This window comes from Nostoc sp. DedQUE04 (assembly GCF_034530995.1).
Taxonomy (GTDB): domain Bacteria; phylum Cyanobacteriota; class Cyanobacteriia; order Cyanobacteriales; family Nostocaceae; genus Nostoc.
Window position 1 is genome coordinate 42783 of sequence record NZ_JAVRCA010000026.1, and the last position, 20450, is coordinate 63232.

Below are 20450 nucleotides of genomic sequence, written 5' to 3' on the forward strand. Positions count from 1 at the left end.
CATAACAGACCGATGTATTGGCATAACAGACCGATGTATTGGCATAACAGACCGATGTATTAACATAACAGACCGATGTATTGGCATAACAGACCAATGTATTGGCATAACAGACCGATGCAATTACAAAACTGTTAGACGACACTAAAAACACGTGAGTTCGACAGACCTCTCCCTCCCAGCCTCCCTCTCCTGTTAGGAGAGGGAGGAGTAACGAAAAAAGAAAAGTTTTTTCCCCTCTCCTGGTAGGAGAGGGGCTGGGGGAGAGGTCAAAATAGCACCCGTCGAACTCACGTTAAAAACCATGAGGAGCATTAAAATTTCTAACGCTCTAAAGCTGAAGTGTCACTAGTCGGAATACAATCAGAAAATGATGCAGTTTTGTTAGTAAAGACTGCACTAGAAAATAGTGGAGGTTAAAGCAATGGATGAGCGCGATCGCTACTTACGAATCGCTCTGGTTCTTGTTGGCATAGCTTTTCTACTTATATATCCGCTAACTCAAGTCTGGGCATCAGGCTGGTTATGGCAACCAGGTCAGCACGAATACGAACAGATGATCGTTGGTGTTTATGCGACACTTGGTGTATTTTTGCTGTTGGCTTCAAGGCAACCAGAAGCTCACCTCAGTTTGATCTGGTTCACCGTCATATCAAGTGCAATCCACGGGCTGATCATGGCGGTACATGCAGTAATTGACCCTGTTGAACAGGGACATCTGTTTGGTGATGTTCCAGCATTGTTCTTGGTAGCGATCGTCCTTGGCTTTTTAGCGCCCCGCAAAGTGGTGTCAAGTACATGAACGGGCATAGAATGTCTGGGTATTTTCCATCATTAAAGAGATACAGCACATTTTAGATAAATATAAAACCCAAAACCTTGTAGAGACGTAGCACTGCTACGTCTTTACGTGTATTCGATTAGAGCGCAATTTGCTGTCAGCAGCTATTGGTCTATCTAAATAGCTGATTAACCAAAGTTTTACCCCACCCTAACCCTCCCCTTATAAAGGGGAGGGAACTAGATTTTCCGGTCTCCCCCCTTATAAAGGGGGGATTAAGGGGGGTAATTCAACTTGTGTGTACACCGTAGCCTTTTAGGAGAGAGAAATAGAAGTGAGGTTTTCCAGATGCCGTGAAAAGTCAGTTCTACAAGAAGTAATTAATCCTAACTCCAGATAGATATCAAGGGGTAAGAATGAGTGCTATTTGTAACCAAAGTATTTATTAAATTTAGTGAGACTTTAACAGCCAGTAAAAGAAGCATGACTACAGAACAGCCGTTAATACTTGACGCTGCCAGCGACGAATTCATTTCAAAAATTGGTTCAAGTGCGCCTGTTCTTGCTAGTCAAAAAGGATTCTGGAATGGAGTCAGAGTTAGCTATTACGAGTACCACAATGCTGTTGAGACTCCTGAGCATTGTTTCTCGCAGCATTTGATCACAATTCATCTCAATCACGCCGTCGCGATCAAAGAGCAATTGCTGAATGGTCATTTACGATGCGCGAGCTTCAGCAACGGCGATATTTGTTTAACTCCTGCAACTGCTCCTGTATCAGTGCGTTTACAGGATGCAAGCGAGTGGATTGCTCTACACCTTGAACCTACGTTTATCGAGCAGATCGCGGCGGAAGTGGTCGATCCGGATCGACTTGAGATTATACCCCAATTCAAGTTAAATGACCCGTTAATTTATCAAATTGGAATTGCTCTAAAAGTAAATCTTGAATCTGAGAATGCCTGCGATCGCTTCTACACCGAGTCAATGGCAACCGCACTTTCTGCTCATTTACTACGGCACTACTCGACTCAAAAGCCCAAAATTGCAAGCTATTCTGACGGATTATCGCAGGCTCGATTACGACAAGTGACTGAATATATTCACCAGCATTCAGCGCAGAATCCTAGCCTGACGCTCATGGCTGAAATGGTGCAGATAAGTCCTTATTACTTTAGCCGTTTGTTTAAACAATCGACCGGATTAACACCACACCAGTATTTACTCAAATGCCGCACAAAAGAGGCGAAACAGCTACTCAAGACTACAAATCTCTCGATCGCTAACATTGCAATTCAAGTAGGCTTTGTCGATCAAAGTCACCTGAACCGCCATTTCAAGCGCCATTTTGGTGTTTCACCCAGCCAGTTCCGCGCTTAGGAACGTGGATTAAATAAAATGCAAAACTTCATCCTGTCTCTAGCTTCCCTCTCCTTTATAAGGAGAGGGATTGAGGGTGAGGTAAGCCAGGGACATAAACATAAATTGTATGTTGTTTAATTCTTATTCCTTAGAGCAAGAATGTACTGTTAAAAAGCAAGATCGTCCAAGACAGTCAGGCTTTATTTTTCCTACGATTTCTAGAGATTGGTTAATCAAGGGATAAAAATAAAGCTTTTTCTACCATGAAATTCTAACTAATTGAAATAAAGGATTTATACATGAACGCACAAAACAAGCCACAAGCTTTTCAAGTTAATAGTGCCGAAGGTCGCGCTTATTGGGGTATGGGCATTCTCTGGATTATGCTGGCAACTGCCGAAGATACTGATGGACAGTATTCTTGTATAGAAGAAATTATACCGCATGGGCCGGCAGCACCACCTCACATTCATGAGGCGGCAGATGAAACCTTTTACATTCTCGAAGGCGAAGCCACCTTCTTTGTCGAAGACCAGCCGATTAAAGCAACTGCTGGATCGTTTGTGTCAATTCCACGGGGTACAAAACACGCTTTTCAAATCGATTCTGAAACGGCTCGACTACTCAATACTTATGTCCCCGCAGGTTTTGAGTATACAATCATGGCAACGACAGTGCCCGCAGAGGCACGCACATTGCCTCCTGCTTCAATACCTTTTCCCGATCGAGAACAAGCTAATCAAGCGCTTGAGCAAGTCATTCAGCAGTATCCTGCCGCTAAAACAAAATTCTTACAAGGCTTTGCAAGCTAAATTACCCAACACCAAATTATTCGAGTTTGGCTCTGGCAGATCGATCGCTTTTCAAGTAACGAGTCTGCCTCATTAAATTCTGTAAATACAAAGAAAATCATGACAACAAAATTGACGGTTCTAGTCGCTGGCTCTACTGGGATGCTGGGTTCTAAGATTGTTTCTGCTCTACTCGACAAAAGCAACCTTGATATTCGAGCAATGGTGCGCTCAATCAACGACAGCAGTGCAAAAAATCGTCAAAAAATTGAGGCGATGCAAGCTAAGGGTGTCACGATCGCAGAAGGCGACTTAATGAAACCTGAAACGCTGCTGTCTGTTTGTGACGGGGTTGATGTGGTCGTCTCTGCGATCGGCAATAATGACGTGACTGTGCCAGGGCAGAAAAACCTGATTGATGCTGCCAAACAGCAGGGCGTGAAGCGGTTCATTCCTTCCGATTACTCCGTGGACTATCGCAAACTGGATTATGGCGACAATGATAACCTGGATATGCGGAAGGAAGTGTTTGAGTATCTCCAGCTCATGGGTTTGGAATATACCCTAGTTCTCAACGGGGCATTTATGGAATTCATCACCTATATGCCACTGTTTGACCTAGAACATCAGATATTTCAATACTGGGGCGATGGTGAAACACCGCTCGATCTTACCACTACTGATGATACCGCCAAGTATGTGGCGGAAGCGGTGAGCGACCCAAGCTTAGGAAACACGGCATTGTCAGTCGCAGGTGACACTTTAACCGCGAAGCAGTTGAAAGCCACTTATGAAGCGGCAACAGGCAGCAAATTAACCGAAAAATCATTGGGCAGTATCGCCGAGATGAAAGCTTGGATTGCTAACAAAAAAGCGTCAGCCAGTTCACGCGAAGAGTACGTTTACCACCAGTATATGTACGCGATGGTATCGGGTAAAGGCAAACTCGATCGGATTGGGAGCGATCGCTATCCCCACATTAAACCTAAGACGGTTAAGCAATTTCTAAGCAAAGGAAATTCGTAAAATGGCACAACAGCAGGTTTAGTGGAAAAAGTGGTGGTGCTTTCGTCTCTCGCTTGCGAGTTTGTTACGAGGCAAAAAACAGAGGGTTTTCCTGCTGCCCTTTAATATCATGTCCGGTTAAAGACTTATCATTAAGACGGCAGGGGAGCAGGGGGCAGGGGGAAAGAGGGTTTCCTGGTTTTTGCACAGATGCGGGAATTATAACTAATTAGGCGGACATGATATAACTCCTACTTTTATTGATAAAGTTTTAAATCAAGCAAGTTTAAACAAAAAGTAAGTTTTTACAATACATCGACTTGCATTAGGAATACATCAACTTGCATTATGAATGCATTGACTTGCATTAGGAATACATCAACTTGCATGGTGAATGCATTGACTTGCATTAGGAATACATCAACTTGCATGGTGAATGCATCGATTTGCATTAAGAATGTATCGGCTTGCATTGTGAATGCATCTTGCGGAGTATATTTAAAAGCACACCTTAGCTAGAGTCTCTGTGCCAGATAGCAGTGATAATATACGGCTCATTCCTGTTGGTGCTTGTAGGAGACAATTATGGAAATCAGTAGACGCAGCTTGTTAAAAACTGCTTCTGCTTCGGGATTAGTGGCAGCATTACAGTTTCGGAAAGATTTTTGCAACCGCTCTTTGCCCAAACAGAACTCAACCAGATGATATCCCTGCATTCAATCGAGAAATCTTGAATCTATTTGCACAATTTGCACCAGCGGCATCTGCTTCACATTAATCGGCTTTGTTTGTAGCTTACTCAACTGTGCGATCGCGTTTAATTTTTCATTCAACGTTTCAAAATATAGCTTTATCCAAGGAGAACACTAATTATGTCTAACTTCAAAATATTTTCTACTGGTATAGTAGCGATCGCTTTATCTCTGGCGACTGGTTGCACACCGACTACTCCGCACGACCAGACTACATCTGAAGTTCCAGCTGCTGTACCTGTACAAGGAACTGAGAGTCCATCCCCAACTGTATCGCCAACTACCTCACCAACTCCATCAGGGCAAAATAACCTCAGTTCGGCAGACAGACAGTTCATGACTCAAGCCGCTCAAGATGGTTTAGCAGAAGTCCAACTAGGACAACTGGCATTACAACGTGGAGCTAGCAATGTGGTAAAACAGTTTGGACAGCATATGGTTGAAGATCATACGCAAGCAAACAATCAACTTAAACAGCTGGCGGCTCAAAAAGGTGTGACGCTGCCAACTACTATTGGCGCCAAAAATCAGCAAGTAAAGCAGCGTTTATCCAAACTTTCTGGTGCTAACTTCGATCGTCAATATCTGAACCAGATGCTTCAAGCTCATCAAAAGGATGTCGCTGCATTCCAAACTGAAGCTGAACAAGGACAAGATGCAGACGTGAAAGCATTTGCGGCTCAAACGCTACCAACCCTCCAACAACATTTGCAAGAGGTTAGTTCTCTTGTTAATCCTGGAAGTTCAACTAGCACCCCAACTCCAACTAGCACCCCAACTCCAACTAGCACCTCAACTCCAACTAGCACCCCAACTCCAACCACTACCCCGTAAGGCAATAAAGTTCAGTTAAGCATTTCTTCTTTCCCTTTGTATCTGCTGCGCGTACTCTTGCAAACAAGCAAGCTACGCGTAGCGTTTTGTAGAGAAGGTGGTAGGGGTACAGCAATGATTAAACTTCTTGGCATTGTAGGGAAAAGGGTAAGGGGTAAAGGTATAGGAATTTTCCCAAACCCAGTAACCTTTCTAAAATAGCTGAGTAACCAAGGTTTTACCCCACCCTAACCCTCCCCTTATAAAGGGGAGGGAACAAGAAATCTTGTTTCCCCCCAATATATCGGGTGGATTAAGGGGGTAATTTGACTTGTGTATTACAAGCCGATGCTTTGGGGTGGGGTAAAGCGTGTGTGGGACAAACGTTTGAGCTTAAGTTGACAACAATGAGCAATCATGTGTCCCTACGACAGATGTGGTTCAAATATATGAAAACTGCTGGAAGCCGAAAATTTCATCATTAAAGAGAATTTTAAGGAACCACGATGTCTAAATTGTTTAAAGGAAAAATTTCTCGTCGTCAAATTCTAACTACAGCTGGGTTAGGAGCCGTTTCAGCCGCCGCAATTGGTAGTATGGGCGAAGAGGTTACTGCCCAACAACCAACGGGACAAGCCACTCCTCGCGGAGGTTCGTTGCCGCCTCAGATTGAGTTTCCGCCCATCTCCGAAAAAACTGAGGTTGATACGGGCGGGCCACCAACTGCATTACCTCCAGAGCGACGTTTGGGATTTGCGATCGTTGGACTTGGCAGACTGACATTAGAAGAAATCATGCCTGCCTTTGCAGAATGTAAACTAGCAAAGCCAACTGCATTAGTTAGTGGTGATGCTGCCAAAGCAAATCTTGTTGCCCAGCAGTATGGCATTAAACCGCAGAACGTTTACAACTATCAGAATTACGACAATCTCCGCAACAATCCAGACGTTGATGTAATTTATATTGTACTGCCTAACAGTATGCACCGGGAATATACGGTGCGTGGTGCGAAAGCTGGAAAGCATATTCTGTGTGAGAAGCCAATGGCAACCACAGTCGAAGATGCTCAACAAATGATCGACGCGTGCAAACAAGCCGATCGCAAGCTGATGATTGCTTATCGCTGCCAATATGAGCCGCACCATCGCGCCATGATTGGGATGATCCGTAGCAAAGAATTGGGAACTGTGAAGGTGATTCAGGCAGATAACGGACAAAACCAGGGAGGTGACTTAAATCAGTGGCGATTGAAACGCGCCTTAGCTGGAGGTGGCTCTTTACCGGATGTAGGAATTTATTGCTTGAATGCAACTCGCTATTTAACGGGAGAGGAACCGATCGCAATTAGCGCCCAAATCTTCAGTACTCCCGGCGATCCGCGCTTCAAAGAAGTAGAAGAAAATGTCACCTTCCAGCTGCGGTTTCCCAGTGGAATACTAGGGATTTGCTCCACCAGCTACGGCTTTCATGAAGGGCGGCGGTTTCGCGTTTTCGGCTCTGATGCTTGGGGACAACTCGATCCGGCGTTCTCCTACAACGGTTTGCGAATGATGATTTCGCGCAAATCGCCAACCAACAGCATGGCAGAAAACATTAGCGAAGTGCGCATAGGTGAGAAGAATCAGTTCGCCTTAGAAATCGATCACATGGCGGATTGTGTGATTCAGAATAAACAACCTCATACACCTGGGGAAGAAGGTTTGCAAGACCAAAAACTTATAGCGTTGATTTACGAAGCGGCACGAACAGGCAAGACGATTACCTTACCTCGTGTGTCAGGATTAGATACCACTCGCGGCCCCGCTCCTCGAATGCTGAAGTAATATGTGCATACCGCAGTCATGACAACCTCTGCTTGGAGTCCGCTCCGTAAATCTTTGTTTCGCGATCGCTGGATTGCCTCGATTGTCTCCAATATTGGCGGTTGGATGGAGGACACAGCGGGAGCTTGGTTAATGACTTCTCTCACCACCTCTCCCCTGTTGGTGGCACTGATGCAAACAGCCGCAACTTTGCCAGTGCTGTTATTAGGACTACCAGCCGGAGCAACGGCAGATATTTTTGATCGCCGTCGGTTACTACTGTTTTGGCAAGTCTGGATGCTGGTCGCTGCACTGATCTTGAGTGGATTGATTTTTGCAGGTAAGATTACACCGTGGTCGCTGCTGGCGCTGACGTTTTTGCTCAACTTGGGAGCGGCAATGAATGGCCCAGCTTGGCAAGCGATTGTACCAGAATTAGTACCGCGATCGGAACTCATGGCTGCCATTGCTTTAAATAGTGCTGGGTTTAACATTGCCAGAGCAGTTGGGCCAGCGATCGCAGGTTTTATATTGGTTGCGGCAAATGCGGGAGTCGTTTTTTTGATTAATGCCCTCTCTTTTGTTGGGGTAATTTTCATCCTTTATCGTTGGCAGCGCAAACCGCTTTATGAAAGCGCCCTGCCCGCAGAGCGAGTATTGGGTTCTATGCGGGCTGGTATCCGCTATGTTCGTTTTTCTCCCGCTTTGCAAGCCGTGTTAATTCGTGCGGGTATTTTAACTAGTTGCACGAGTGCTTTGTTAGCCTTGCTGCCTTTGCTAGCACAACAGGATTTGCGACAGGGAGCAGGTGGGTATGGTTTACTACTCGGTTGCTTTGGATTAGGAGCAATTGTCGGCGCAATTTTGATGCCACGAGTGCGCCAACGTCTCACAGCCGATGGAGTTGTGATTGCCGGAACTCTGGTGTTTGCGGTTGCGACATTAATTCTGGCGTTTATTCACAACGTACCTTTGGTGTTGCTGGCTTTGCTGGCGGCGGGAATTGCCTGGACAAGTATGACATCCAGCTTAAATATTACAGTGCAGCTTGCGGTTCCGGCTTGGGTGCAGGCGCGGGCGCTAGGAACTTATCAGATGGTATTTCAAGGAGGTTCAGCAATTGGTAGTATTGTTTGGGGTGCAGCGGCAGAGCATTGGGGTATGCGGATTGCCTTATTCATTGCTGCGATCGGCTTAGTAGGGGGAACCTTTACAGCGCGGCGTTACCGCTTGATATCAGGAAAACTGGATTTAGGCCCAGCATTACGGCGAGCAGAACCGCTGGTAGTAATTGAATTGCAACCAGAACAAGGGCCAGTTTTAGTTACACTTGAATATTGTATTGACCCAGTTCAAGCAAAGGAATTCATTACAGCAATTCATGCCCTGCGCGTGGTGCGGCTACGAGATGGTGCGGTTCGTTGGGGCATCTTTCACGATACATCTGTGCCGCATCGCTACTTAGAGACGTTTATCGTCGAGTCTTGGGTAGATCATTTACGTCAATATGAGCGGTTTACGGTGGCAGATCGAGAGATTCGTGAAAGGGTTTTTGCCTTTCATCAAGGCGATAAACCCCCAGTTATTTCTCACATGATTTATGCTCGCTAATCCCAAGAAGCACGAGCTTAGAAAAGACTGAAAATAGGATATTCTTAAACAAGTTGAATGTCCAGATTGGCTTGAAAACCAATAGGTTTATTTTCAACAATGGCAAATCTAGATTCTTGGAAGAACAAAGAACCAGTTAGGGCATCATAACTGAAATCATTGATTGAAATAGCACCAAACCCGGTTTGAGAAACCTGGATTTTGTCACCTTCAACAGCCTTGAAGTCTTTAATAATGTCAACACCATCTAATACGTTGTTAAAAACAAATTTATCTGCACCTACTCCACCAGTGAGAATATCGTTACCATTTCCACCAGTGAGTATGTCATTGCCACTTTTGGCAGAAAGTGTATCGTCACCACCATTACCAAATAAGAGATTATTTTGCCCATCTCCAACAATGGTGTCACTTTGATTTGTACCTTTGATATTATCAAAGTTTATAAATGTAAATTTAGCTGTGTTTCCGCCAGGAAGATTATTCACTACGAAACTTTGAGTTTCCAGGTTGGCGTTGACTGATAGATCGGATAAAAATGAAAAGGGTATTGAAGGAGCCATTGAGGCGTCTATAGTGTTATTTACAGCACTAGCATCACCAATAAGATTTTCAAAATTACCAAGTAAATCTGTATCTAGTCCACCACCTTTTTTAAGAGTTCCATCAATGAATATGGTAGAGCTTTGACCCAATTTGCTGTAATCAGCTGTATCAATACCATCTCCACCATTTAAGGTATCGTTGCCTGCGCTGCCTCTAATAATGTCATTGCCGCCACTGCCAGATAATTCATTATCCCTAACATCACCAGTAATTACGTCATTTTGATTTGTACCAATTACATTTACAAAATTCTTCACATTGACTGCTATTGATGGCGAACCTACAACTCTGATCTCTAATCTTTCTTTAGATAAGTCAGCTATTATTGATACATTTGTGCTGTCAGAAGTCGCATTAATAATGTTAGTCTGTCCTGTAGCACCGATCGCAGTTTCAAAGAAATCTTTAAACGTGTCATTTCCAACTGCACCTTTTTGGATAACCACTGGCTGGACTATTACCGGTTGTTCTAAGCCACTGTAATCAATGATATCGTTACCTTTTGCACCAGTAATGGTATCGTTACCTGCACTGGCGATAAATGTGTCATTTCCATCAGTTCCAACTAAAATGTCGTCTCCATCAGTGCCTATAATTAGTGCCATAATCTTGCTTTACTTGTTTGTGGTTAACTGCTGTATGTTAACGTGTTATGAACCACAAGATACTAAAAAAAGATGAAACTGAGTTAACTTGCCCAAGCAACGGCGTCTCAGTGTTCATCTCAATGGTGATTGCATTCCTTGTCTAAAACAACACATAGTTTGTTATCGATCGCACAACATAAAATTCTCTAATCTTGCGGGTGGTTGAGAGTATTTACTGTAAGTTACAGAAAATCAGTATTCCGTGCTAATTCTAAGCGATAGATAAATGCTCAAGTTGACAACTATCTTGTGGGGCATGATTTCAGGGGTATTTTCGCTTATCTTGAGTAGTACGATACTGCGATGCTTGCGGCGGTTAACAACGCACCTCAGTCTAATGCATATACTGCATCGTTAATGGGCGGCAAAGAGACTTGTGTTTGACACTAGCAGCGATGCACAATCGCACAGGATGGGCACAGTCATCACATTGTTTTCATTGGGACTGCTTGCTCAAGCTGACAAACTGCTAGAAACAGAAAAATAAACAATCAAATGAACGAATTACAAGCAATTTTAGAAGGCTTCGAGTTAAGTCAAAAAAATGGTGAAATTACTTTTCTTGCTACTGTAGTCAAAACTCAAGGTTCAACCTATCGCCGACCGGGTGCCAAAATGTTGATGACAGATACAGGTCGGACGATCGGAACAATCAGCGCGGGTTGCTTAGAAAATGATGTATTTGAGCATACTCAACAACGAATGTCGGACGGCGAACCAATTGTTGTTACTTACGATAACACCGCCTCGGAAGATATTCTTTGGGGCTTTGGTTTGGGGTGCAATGGGACAGTGCAAGTTCTGATCGAACGTCTGGAAAAAGAAAGTTCACCAAATGCGATCGCTTTTATGCAAGAGTGCTTCGAGCGAAAACATTTAGGTATTATTGCTACAGTCTTTGCCTTTGAAGGCGAGGTAGATGTGAAACTTGGGTCGCGTTTACTGCTGTACCCTGATGGTAAAATTATCGCTGACATCAAAGATCCAAATTTAATTCAATCTCTGCAAGTAGATACTCAAGCAGCTTTTACTAATCAAAAGTCTAGTGTAAAAAACTATCAGTTACCTTTAGGCAGTGCAGAAGTTTTTATTGAAGTCATCCAACCACCCACGCCTTTAGTAATATTTGGTGCAGGTTATGACGCTATACCCGTAGCACAGTTTGCTCAAGCATTAGGTTGGGACGTTACTGTAGTCGATTGTCGAGCTAATGAGACAACTAAAGCGCGATTTCCGACAGCTTGTGACGTGATTCTGACTCAGCGAGAAATTGTCCCAAAACAAATATTTATAGATGTCAAGACAGTTGCCGTAGTGATGACGCATAATTATCTTGATGACCTGGAAATTTTGAAAACATTGCTGCCATCTCCCGCACGCTACATAGGGGTTTTAGGCCCAAAAGCACGTACTGAAAGATTGCTTGCAGATTTACGTTCGCAAGGAATAGTTTATACTACTGAACAATTAACTAGATTGCATGGCCCAATTGGGATTGATATCGGAGCAGAAACACCTGAAGGAATAGCGATCGCGATTATTGCAGAAATTCAAGCAGTGCTAACAAACCGCAATGGTAGTTTTTTAAAAAATCGCAATCAACCGATTCACCAATGTTATGAAAGCAACTCAAACTTGCTACTTACCCCATAGTTTTTATGACTGCTATAGACAACGATAAATCAACCATAGCCGTTATGATTCTTGCTGCTGGTGCATCTACTAGGATGGGTACACCAAAACAACTATTGCTTTACCAAGGGCGTAGTTTTTTACAATATATTACAGAAATAGCGATCGCTTCAGTTTGTCAACCTGTGGTAGTAGTACTTGGAGCCAACGCAGAACAGATTCATCCTCAAATTAAACAACTTCCCGTTAAAGTAGTTAAAAACTTAGATTGGGCTTCTGGAATGAGTACCTCAATCAAGAGTGGTATTGAATTCTTAAATAATCTTCCGCAAAAAATAGAAGCAGTAGTTATTACACTTTGCGATCAGCCATTTGTTTCTCCCCAAATTATCAATCAACTTGTTGATGCCTATTATTCGACAAAAAAACCGATTATTGCTTGTGAATATGGAGATACATTAGGTGTACCTGCTCTATTCAGTCAGACATTTTTTTCAGAACTTGCCGCTTTAAAGGAAACTTCAGGAGCGAAAAAAGTTATTAATCATAACCTTAATGAAGTGTTTTCTATTCCGTTTCCATTAGGGGATATAGATATTGATACACCAAAGGATTACGAACAATTGCTATCAATTACTAAAGGAATTTTTGAAGCATCTTGAACAAGAACGCTAAAAGCGAACAAGTAGAAAAGACCGCGCTAGCTCCACAATGCAGTGCCTCCCCGACCTATACAGATAGAAAAATAGAAAAAGTTGGGTTAGTATTTTAAGGCTAGAATTTTTTTCCTAGCCTTTTGTCTTTAAAGCATTTTAGGAATGAGGATATAGGACTCCTATTTTATTTTTAAACAAGACTCAGTACGGATCTATGCCTTCTTTCCTGTTCCCTATTCTCTATTCCCTGTTCCCTGCCCACGCGCAAGTAAATTCTCCGAATCAAACCGGATTCCTATATTAGGAAACAATTTTATTTAAGAGCTGCTAAAGTTCTGCGTCCAATTATTCCGTCTGCTCTTAATCCCTTAGACTTCTGAAATTTGATCGCAGCGGCACGAGTCTTGTTATCAAACACACCATTCACACTTCCTGTATAGAATCCTTGCTGTTTTAAAGAATTCTGAACAGTTTTCACTGTCTCTCCTTTGCTGCCTACTGTTAGTACAGTACCAGTACTACGCTTTGCCAGATGATTAGACTTGTGCTTGGCACTAAGCTTTGGTACAGCATTAGGCTTTTTCATGGTGTTGCCTTGCTGAGTACTTTGGGCAATGTGGGTAGCAGTAGCCGAATTTTGGTTTTTATTATTAGTTAAAGAGTAAGCAGGTACAGCAGTAGCTAGAGTCAAAGCAGGGAGCAAAGCAAGTACTTTCCAATTCATTTTCTTGTTCCTTACAACTGTATGAGATTTTGCAATTTCTATCTGAAGAGTCATCTTCATAAGGTACTGTGCCTTAAGTGATTCTCCTCTGTAGATTCTGGTGTGTGGATTTAGTCTGAGACTATTTCCAAAGCCAGAGCTATAGCATCACACGTTGTATTGACAAAGCTATTGCGAAATTGTGACAAAAGCATGACTAAATGTATTAAAATTTATGTCGCACGAAATTGCGCTAGTACCGCAAGGCGGAATTAAAAATTAAAAATTAAAAATTAAAAATTAATACAGCGTAAGCATTTCATTGGTTTTGAATGGAATGGCACGCTTGTTAAGATACAGCCCTTGCCCCAACTGGTTCCCAACCTGGAGGCTGGGAACGAGGATACACGAGGATACAATAAGTGTTTGGGCTTTACAAGCGTGCCATTCGGTTTTGAATGCGTGGTTTATTTACGCCGTACTGTACTAATCTCTTTTATCTTCCGAACCCAACATTTTCAATAATTTTCTGGCAGCTAAAACACCCATAACTCCTGCACCAACCACTTCCACTGCTTGGACAACTTTTTTGCCTACATCATGAGGATCGAGGTGGTGATGAAAAATCTCTTCATCCACCCATTCAGTTGTTGCTTTAAAGTCATGAATTGGTGTTGGTAATAGCGTTAAATAAGTTCCTTGACGAATTAAATGCCCGGATTCTCCTGCAACTTCAAAAATATTGAATAAGTTAGCGGCAGCATCATTTAACCCTAATTTTAAGAGAGTTCCGCGTATATTTACCTTTACTGATTTGAGGGCTTCGCCTAAAGCTAATGCTTTTAAATTTTGGGCAATATTGGCTCCTTGCTGATAAGCAACTTGGGCTGTTGGCGGTAGTGAATTATCTTGAACTGCTACACAATCCCCGCCTGCAAATACTTCTGGAAAGTCGAGTAGTTGCATTGTAGAATTCACTAGGAGGCGGTTGTGGCGATCGCGATGTTCTTGAGAAATTGGTAAATCTTTAATTAGTGGGTGAATAGAAGTGCCAGCTGTCCAGATTGCGGTGTATGTTGGCAATGTTTCAATTTGCTCATTGCGTTTATATTCAATGGCATTGGCATGAATAGTAGTGGCTTCTGCTCCGGTAAGTATTTCAATTGGAATCGTGCGTTTTTGTAATTCTTTCTCAGCAATTGGGCGCAGAGGATTGTTAATATCACCATTGAGGATTTCTTGTCCGTGATTGAGCAATACCACACGGATTTCACTAGAATTTCCTCCCATAGCGTTATACCAATGTGGGAGTAAATCAGCTAGAGTGGCTGCCATTTCTACACCACTTGCACCACCACCAACTATAACTACTGTTAGCAGTTGACGACGTTGTTCTGGATCTTCAGTTTTGATTGCTTTTTGCAAACAATCACCTAAATGCCGATCGAGAGCGATCGCATCTGCTTCTGTCCAAAAAGGAAAAGCGTATTCTTTAGCACCTTCAAGATGATGATAACTAGTAACACTACCCAAAGCTAATACTAAGTTACTGTAGTTGTATGAGTTTCCCGAAGATAATTTGACTTGTTGTTGATGCAAGTCGATCGATTCCACTGCATCTTGAACAAAGATGACACCACTACCTTTAAGCAATTCTGTAAAACGCGGTACTACTTGAAAAGCATCCATCTCGCCACTGAAATATTCGTAGAGTAATGGCTTAAAGCAAAAGCTTTCATTTCGATCGATCAAAATTACAGAGCGAGGATAATGTTCGTGAGCTAGGTGTAAGGCTGTAAATAAGCCAGTGAAGCCACCACCAAGAATCACAGTTTGATAAACTGGGCTGTTCATAAAATATTCTCCAAAGTCTCAGGAATTTTCTAGGATGTTACGCATTTAAATCCAGATTTTTTGGTCTCACGCCAAGGCGCAGAAGTAGAAAGAAAAAGTCTAAAAATAAGACTTTTACGAAAATACTAATGACAAATGACAAATTCGCTATACGAATAAAAATAACGCAATTAAAAAGACGCTGAGGAATAAAGCGAAAGCAATAGCGTATTCGACTCTGCGACTAAAAAATCCCACCGCAGCAATTAGAGCGATCGCTAGCCCAATAATGCCAATATATTGCTCTTTTTGTAAACCTTGTGCAATCAGTGGATCTTTACCTGGTGCGGGAGTTTCTTGAACTGCTTTTGGCGCGAGTTCTGATGCTGGTAATTCTTGAATGAATAAATTCATAAAGTTACTCCTGAAAATACTTAGTGAACTGAAAATCTTTATGCCCGCCAAAGGTAGAGAAGCGAGAAAAGGAAGACCCAAACTACATCAACAAAGTGCCAAAATAGAGTTGTCGCACTTGTACCGAAGTGAGTTTTATTATAATTGCCTGGAATGAATGAGCGAATCAGCATAATTATCTGAAGCACAACACCAGCCAGAACGTGTAAACCGTGGAAACCTGTTAGCAAATAGAATGTGGAACCAACTAATCCCGTAGTGAGCTTGAAATCGAGATTTTTCCACTCAATTAATAGACCAATTAAAAAGTAGATGCCCATTGCGATCGTTATCAACCAGAGCCAGCGAAATTTACCCAATTGATTACGCTTGAGGGCATTTTCTGCTGGTTGAATCACAAAGCTACTAGAAAGTAAAACTACTGTATTAATAATCACGAGTTTAGACAATTCTGGCCCAGAAACACCAGGTGGTAGCCAGTTAGTAGTATTCAGTCGTAAAGCAACATAAGTAAAGATAAAACTCAAAAAAATGATACTTTCCGACAACAAGAATACACTAAACCCAAACATTCCTTTGCCATGATGATCTTCATGACTTCCGCCACCACTTGGCAGAAAGCGCTGTAACCAATTCGGTAAGCGTCGCCGCCACCGATCGAAACGGATCGGGCTTTCATCTATATGGATGCTGCGCTGTTGCATAATTCGTAATTCGTAATTCGTAATTCGTAATTAATAAATTCAGGTTCCATCTGATTTTTCGGACATAGCGAATTATCTTTAAAAAACCTCCGCGTCCCTTTGCGCTAACCTTTGCGTACCTTTGCGTTAAAAAAAAAGCTAAAATTTAGCGCAGCTTTATAAAGAAACGCAATTACTCACCATTATCAGAATTTTCCACGAATGAATATTTTGGATCGCCATAGTCGTAAGGAGGTCTGTTGACAACAGGAATCTCTGCAAAGTTATCTCGCGGAGGTGGTGAAGAAGTTGTCCATTCCAATCCCGTAGCGTGCCAGGGATTATTAACTGCTCTGACTCCATATAGCCAAGAACCGACAATGTTAGCAATAAAGGGCAGCGTCGATGCTCCCAGTAAGAACGATCCCAGGCTAGCAATAACATTCCATCCCTGATACTGGGGATCGTAGGAGGAAATTCGGCGTAGCATTCCTTGCAAACCTAACGGATGCATCGAGAAAAAGGTGATATTGGCAGGAATAAAGGTTAACCAGAAATGCAGTTTACCCCAACCTTCGGCGTACATCCTGCCAGTTATTTTGGGAAACCAGAAGTAAATTCCGGCAAAGATTGCCATTGTAATTGTATTAAAAACGATGTAATGGAAGTGACCGACGACAAAGTAAGTATTATTGACGTGGATATCAAATGGCGTAGCGGCAAGCATTACACCAGTGACACCGCCAAAAATAAACATCGCTGCACCTCCCATCGCAAACAGCATTGGTGTCTCTAGGTGCAACTTGCTCCTCCAGATTGTGGCAGTCCAAGCGAATGCTTTAACACCAGTGGGTATGGCAACTAACATCGAGGTGGCCATGAAGGTCATCCGCATCCAGCCGGGGGTTGCACTGGTGAACATATGATGCACCCAAACGAAGATGCTGACTACAGCAATACCTAAAGAAGCAAGAGCAACTGACCGATAGCCAAATAAAGGATTGCGAGAAAAGGCTGGGAGAACTTCCGCAATAATACCGAAGGCTGGGAGCGCCATGATATACACTGCGGGATGAGAGTAGAACCAAAATAAATGTTGGTAAACGATTGGATCGCCACTTCCTTCCGGTTTAAAGAATTGTGTACCGAAGGAGAGGTCAAGCAACAGGAGTATCAATGCACCTGTCAAGGAAGGTAAGTTAATCAGCTGCAACAACTGGGCGCTAAAAACTGACCACACAAAGACCGGCATTCTAAAAAATGTCATCCCTGGCGATCGCATCCAAAAGATAGTGGTAACAAAATTGACAGCCCCCATAATTGAAGAGATGCCGATTAATACTAGGCTAACTATCCAAATCAATTGACCGTTAATCAACTGACCGGCTGGAACTTGCAGACTAACTGGTGGATAAGACCACCAACCAGCTTGTGCAGTCCCGCTTGGTAGTAAGAAACTAGACAGTAGTAGAAGACCGGCTGGTGGCAAAATCCAAAAAGAGATGGCGTTGAGCAAGGGAAAAGCCATATCCCGCGCTCCAATCATCAGCGGTACTAGGAAGTTAGCAAGACCTGCATTGAAGGGAATAATCCACAGGAAAATCATGATTGTCCCGTGCATGGTGAATAAACCATTGTAGAGGGGGCGGTCAACTAAATTTGCTTCCGGGGTGAGCAATTCAGCCCGGATAATCATCGCCAACAGCCCGCCAAGTAGAAAGAAAATGAAGGTCATCACCATGTACTGAACACCGATTACCTTATGGTCAGTACTGAAGCTGAAATATTCCCGCCAGTTATTCTCAGGTTCTCTATTGTTGGCTATAGCTTCACTCAAATCATGTGTCATTATTTGTCTTCCTTTGATTGGCTACAGCAGGTTGAGCAGGTGCGACGGTGTACCAGCCGCTTTTGAATAATGTCTTTGGCGGTTGAATATTTTCGGCAACTGCCTGATTTTGAGTGTTTGTAGTTTCGCTAGAGACTGTTTGCGCGAGCCACTGATTATACTGATCGAGGGATTCAACGTATACATCTGCTTCCATCAAGGCAAAATAAGTACCACTGAATTGAGAATCTTTCAGCCGATATTTACCTGGGCGAATGGGTGTTAGCACAATGTCAATGTTCCGCCCAGGAACAATATCTTGCTTTAAGCGAAACTCAGGAACGTAGAAACCGTGGATTACTTTCTCTGCTTGCATATTTAAGCGAGTGCTGCGATCGCTCGGCAAATGTAATTCCTTACTAATAAGATTATTTGGATAGTGGAAAGACCAATCCCATTGCTTAACGAAAACATCAATTGTTTCAGACGCAGGTTTGGGGACATCGCTAACCTTTGCAGCATAGGCGGGTGCAGATTCTAGGGGCGTATGCAAATGCACTATTTGGTTTAACCCCAGAATATTTAATTGCTGATAAATATTGAAGCTTTGGAAGGCAATCCATACTACTAATAAAGTTGGGGTCGCTGTCCACAATATTTCTAACTTCCCATTACCTCTAGAAGGGTGTCCTTCGCTGTAGTCTTCTGGGCGGGCGCGATGAAAGGCGATCGCATACACGATAACACCAACAAGCCCTAGCAAGATAAATGCTCCAATTGAGACTAAAAAGCTAAATAAATCATCTACCCGTTGTGCTTCTGCTGTCGCCTGGGGAGGCATCCAAGAAAATGCCTGTTGTCCAATCCACCGACTGACAATTAATAGCCCTGCTACATAAAACGCTATTAATACATATTCCCAAGAACTAAACATAATAATTTCATCTAAGAGTACTTCCCGCTTGATTATTTGGGTAGTAAGTTTGGGCTTCTACCTTCTTGGAGTAACTTCGCAGCAGTAACGTGAATTCCAAACTCTTCTCCCAATTGCGCCCCCAAAGTTCCGTGGACAAACAAGATGCCCAATATTGCAATACCTGCTAATAAGTAACTCCACTGCACCTGCCTAGAAGCATCCTTGCGCCAGCGATAGCGTTGTAAACCTCTCCATACTGTCATGGCAACAACGATCCCCAACAATGAAATGCCACCCAAACCATGCAAAAGCATCGTCCAACCAGCAGTTAACCCCCAAACGCTCTTTTGATCGACTGGTGGATTTGCTAGCAATAGCTCGAAAAAACCAGCTGCAACAGTGAAAAAAGTGATAAAAGCTGCTCCAATGAGGTTATACCAGCCGACATCAAAAAAACCAGAACGGAGGGTAGGCAAACCCAAAAATTTGAATATTGGTTTTTCTAAAGCAAAAAGCGCTCCCGCAATATCAAAAATAATCGCAAGAATGAATAAACCTAATGTTAGATGCACAAATTGCGGATGTATGGGAATCTCATAAGGTAATCCGTTAGCATTCAGCTTCAATCTCAACTGGTCAATCAATTGCCAGTTCATGGCGCAACTCCCTGCTTCATCCCTTGCACAACTGGCTCGATATGTAACCCATACACCCAAACTAGCTTGCTTCCTAAATAGACTTGCAAGCACACTAGGCAGACTAAAAACGTTGCGACACCAAGGTAAGCTGGCGGTACTTTCCGTGGAGTACGTTTGCGAATCACGAAACGCCAAGCTGTAATGCCAACAACAATAGCCGCCAGCGACCAACCCATCACCGTATGAAAATTCAGTGTTGGTTGCACTGCTGGGTAGATGTTCGCCAGACCTGCTTCAAACTGACCAAGAATTACCGCTATAAAGATAGCTGCTGAGGCCACAAACATATTCCAGAAACTCACCTCAAACAACCGCACGTTACGGGTAAAATAACCCAGCACATCGCACACGAAAGAAAAAAGCACCATCGCAATTACGAAGTGAACAACGATCGGATGTAGAGGGTCAGGGTATGGTAAATTTTGGTTATTCAGAGACAGAGCAGGCATCGCTTTCTCCTTCATAGGTCATATATATATATGCGTTGCATGGAATTGCCATCCGCTTAACGTACCATTCATATTTTCCAGAATACTGTGCTAACGTCACAGATCGACCAATTAAAAAACATTGAGAATTCCCGATACACTGCAATAATTTTTCAAGTAGCTTTTGAAATAAAAATACATAATTACTCTTTTTCAGTAATTATTTTCTCTAAAGGTAAAAACTCACTAAAACAACTACATTTCTGATTGATATCATATCTTGATTAGTATTTCCAAAAAATAAAAATTTTCTTTTTGATTAGATGGGATTGCTAATAGCCAATCTAATCAGACCCTTGAGAGGCGCGTAAAGAAAAATATTTAATGTCTTATATAGTTCTCTGATTAACTAAAAAACTTACTTTAATCAATAATCAAACTTGCTTTGAATATACCATAAATCTTTATTGAGATTGATATAAGCTTGAA

At 42.7% G+C, this 20450-nt stretch carries 19 protein-coding genes; 10 read left to right on the forward strand and 9 right to left on the reverse strand.

Annotation, left to right across the window (positions count from 1 at the left end; all coding sequences use genetic code 11):
* Positions 1-424: 424 nt before the first annotated feature.
* The 8 genes from RM049_RS19055 (at position 425) to RM049_RS19090 (ending at position 8917) form a co-directional block, all read left to right on the forward strand.
* Positions 425-802 (forward strand): DUF6632 domain-containing protein, encoded by a 378-nt coding sequence (locus tag RM049_RS19055; protein ID WP_322671612.1) that lies wholly within the window; start codon positions 425-427, stop codon positions 800-802.
* Positions 803-1264: 462 nt separating this feature from the next.
* The gene (locus RM049_RS19060; protein ID WP_322688682.1) at positions 1265-2161 is read left to right on the forward strand and encodes an AraC family transcriptional regulator; all 897 of its coding nucleotides are present in this window, start codon (positions 1265-1267) and stop codon (positions 2159-2161) included.
* A gap of 281 nt (positions 2162-2442) precedes the next feature.
* Positions 2443-2955, forward strand: a complete 513-nt coding sequence (locus tag RM049_RS19065; RefSeq protein WP_322686206.1) for a quercetin 2,3-dioxygenase — start codon at positions 2443-2445, stop codon at positions 2953-2955.
* A gap of 99 nt (positions 2956-3054) precedes the next feature.
* Positions 3055-3960: an aromatic alcohol reductase gene (locus RM049_RS19070; protein ID WP_322688681.1), complete on the forward strand. Its 906-nt coding sequence runs from the start codon at positions 3055-3057 to the stop codon at positions 3958-3960.
* A gap of 564 nt (positions 3961-4524) precedes the next feature.
* On the forward strand, positions 4525-4644 hold the full coding sequence (locus RM049_RS39335) for a twin-arginine translocation signal domain-containing protein (RefSeq protein ID WP_409882190.1): 120 nt from the start codon (positions 4525-4527) through the stop codon (positions 4642-4644).
* 167 nt (positions 4645-4811) lie between these two features.
* Positions 4812-5525 (forward strand): DUF4142 domain-containing protein, encoded by a 714-nt coding sequence (locus RM049_RS19080; RefSeq protein ID WP_322705269.1) that lies wholly within the window; start codon positions 4812-4814, stop codon positions 5523-5525.
* A 485-nt stretch (positions 5526-6010) separates the two neighbouring features.
* Entirely contained in the window at positions 6011-7327 is a 1317-nt protein-coding gene (locus RM049_RS19085) for a Gfo/Idh/MocA family oxidoreductase (protein ID WP_322705270.1), read from the forward strand.
* Between the two features lie 18 nt (positions 7328-7345).
* Positions 7346-8917: an MFS transporter gene (locus RM049_RS19090; protein ID WP_322705271.1), complete on the forward strand. Its 1572-nt coding sequence runs from the start codon at positions 7346-7348 to the stop codon at positions 8915-8917.
* Between the two features lie 44 nt (positions 8918-8961).
* Here the strand turns inward: RM049_RS19090 and RM049_RS19095 are convergent, their stop codons facing one another.
* A complete protein-coding gene (locus tag RM049_RS19095) occupies positions 8962-10128 on the reverse strand; it encodes a calcium-binding protein (RefSeq protein ID WP_322705272.1) in 1167 nt (388 codons plus the stop codon).
* Between the two features lie 537 nt (positions 10129-10665).
* On the opposite strand from RM049_RS19095, the gene RM049_RS19100 reads away from it, so the two are divergent.
* Both RM049_RS19100 and RM049_RS19105 read left to right on the forward strand, forming a co-directional pair.
* Positions 10666-11823 carry an XdhC family protein gene (locus tag RM049_RS19100; protein ID WP_322705273.1) on the forward strand — a complete coding sequence of 386 codons (1158 nt, stop codon included), beginning with the start codon at positions 10666-10668 and terminating at the stop codon, positions 11821-11823.
* A gap of 5 nt (positions 11824-11828) precedes the next feature.
* Positions 11829-12464 (forward strand): nucleotidyltransferase family protein, encoded by a 636-nt coding sequence (locus RM049_RS19105; RefSeq protein WP_322705274.1) that lies wholly within the window; start codon positions 11829-11831, stop codon positions 12462-12464.
* A gap of 307 nt (positions 12465-12771) precedes the next feature.
* On the opposite strand, the gene RM049_RS19110 is transcribed toward RM049_RS19105, so the two are convergent.
* The 8 genes from RM049_RS19110 to RM049_RS19145 form a co-directional block, all read right to left on the reverse strand.
* On the reverse strand, positions 12772-13182 hold the full coding sequence (locus tag RM049_RS19110; protein ID WP_322671604.1) for a peptidoglycan-binding domain-containing protein: 411 nt from the start codon (positions 13180-13182) through the stop codon (positions 12772-12774).
* Positions 13183-13647: 465 nt separating this feature from the next.
* Complete coding sequence (locus RM049_RS19115; RefSeq protein WP_322705275.1) at positions 13648-15015, reverse strand: NAD(P)/FAD-dependent oxidoreductase; 1368 nt, start codon at positions 15013-15015, stop codon at positions 13648-13650.
* A 147-nt stretch (positions 15016-15162) separates the two neighbouring features.
* Positions 15163-15408, reverse strand: a complete 246-nt coding sequence (locus tag RM049_RS19120; protein WP_322671599.1) for a hypothetical protein — start codon at positions 15406-15408, stop codon at positions 15163-15165.
* 38 nt (positions 15409-15446) lie between these two features.
* Entirely contained in the window at positions 15447-16112 is a 666-nt protein-coding gene (locus RM049_RS19125; RefSeq protein ID WP_322686230.1) for a heme-copper oxidase subunit III, read from the reverse strand.
* Between the two features lie 172 nt (positions 16113-16284).
* Positions 16285-17940 carry a cytochrome c oxidase subunit I gene (locus RM049_RS19130; protein ID WP_322705276.1) on the reverse strand — a complete coding sequence of 552 codons (1656 nt, stop codon included), beginning with the start codon at positions 17938-17940 and terminating at the stop codon, positions 16285-16287.
* Positions 17930-18853, reverse strand: a complete 924-nt coding sequence (locus RM049_RS19135; protein WP_322705277.1) for a cytochrome c oxidase subunit II — start codon at positions 18851-18853, stop codon at positions 17930-17932. The genes RM049_RS19130 and RM049_RS19135 overlap by 11 nt, the downstream gene beginning before the upstream one ends.
* Before the next feature lie 32 nt (positions 18854-18885).
* On the reverse strand, positions 18886-19491 hold the full coding sequence (locus RM049_RS19140; protein WP_322686215.1) for a DUF2231 domain-containing protein: 606 nt from the start codon (positions 19489-19491) through the stop codon (positions 18886-18888).
* Positions 19488-19982, reverse strand: a complete 495-nt coding sequence (locus RM049_RS19145) for a DUF2231 domain-containing protein (protein ID WP_322686216.1) — start codon at positions 19980-19982, stop codon at positions 19488-19490. The genes RM049_RS19140 and RM049_RS19145 overlap by 4 nt, the downstream gene beginning before the upstream one ends.
* Positions 19983-20450 lie beyond the last annotated feature (468 nt).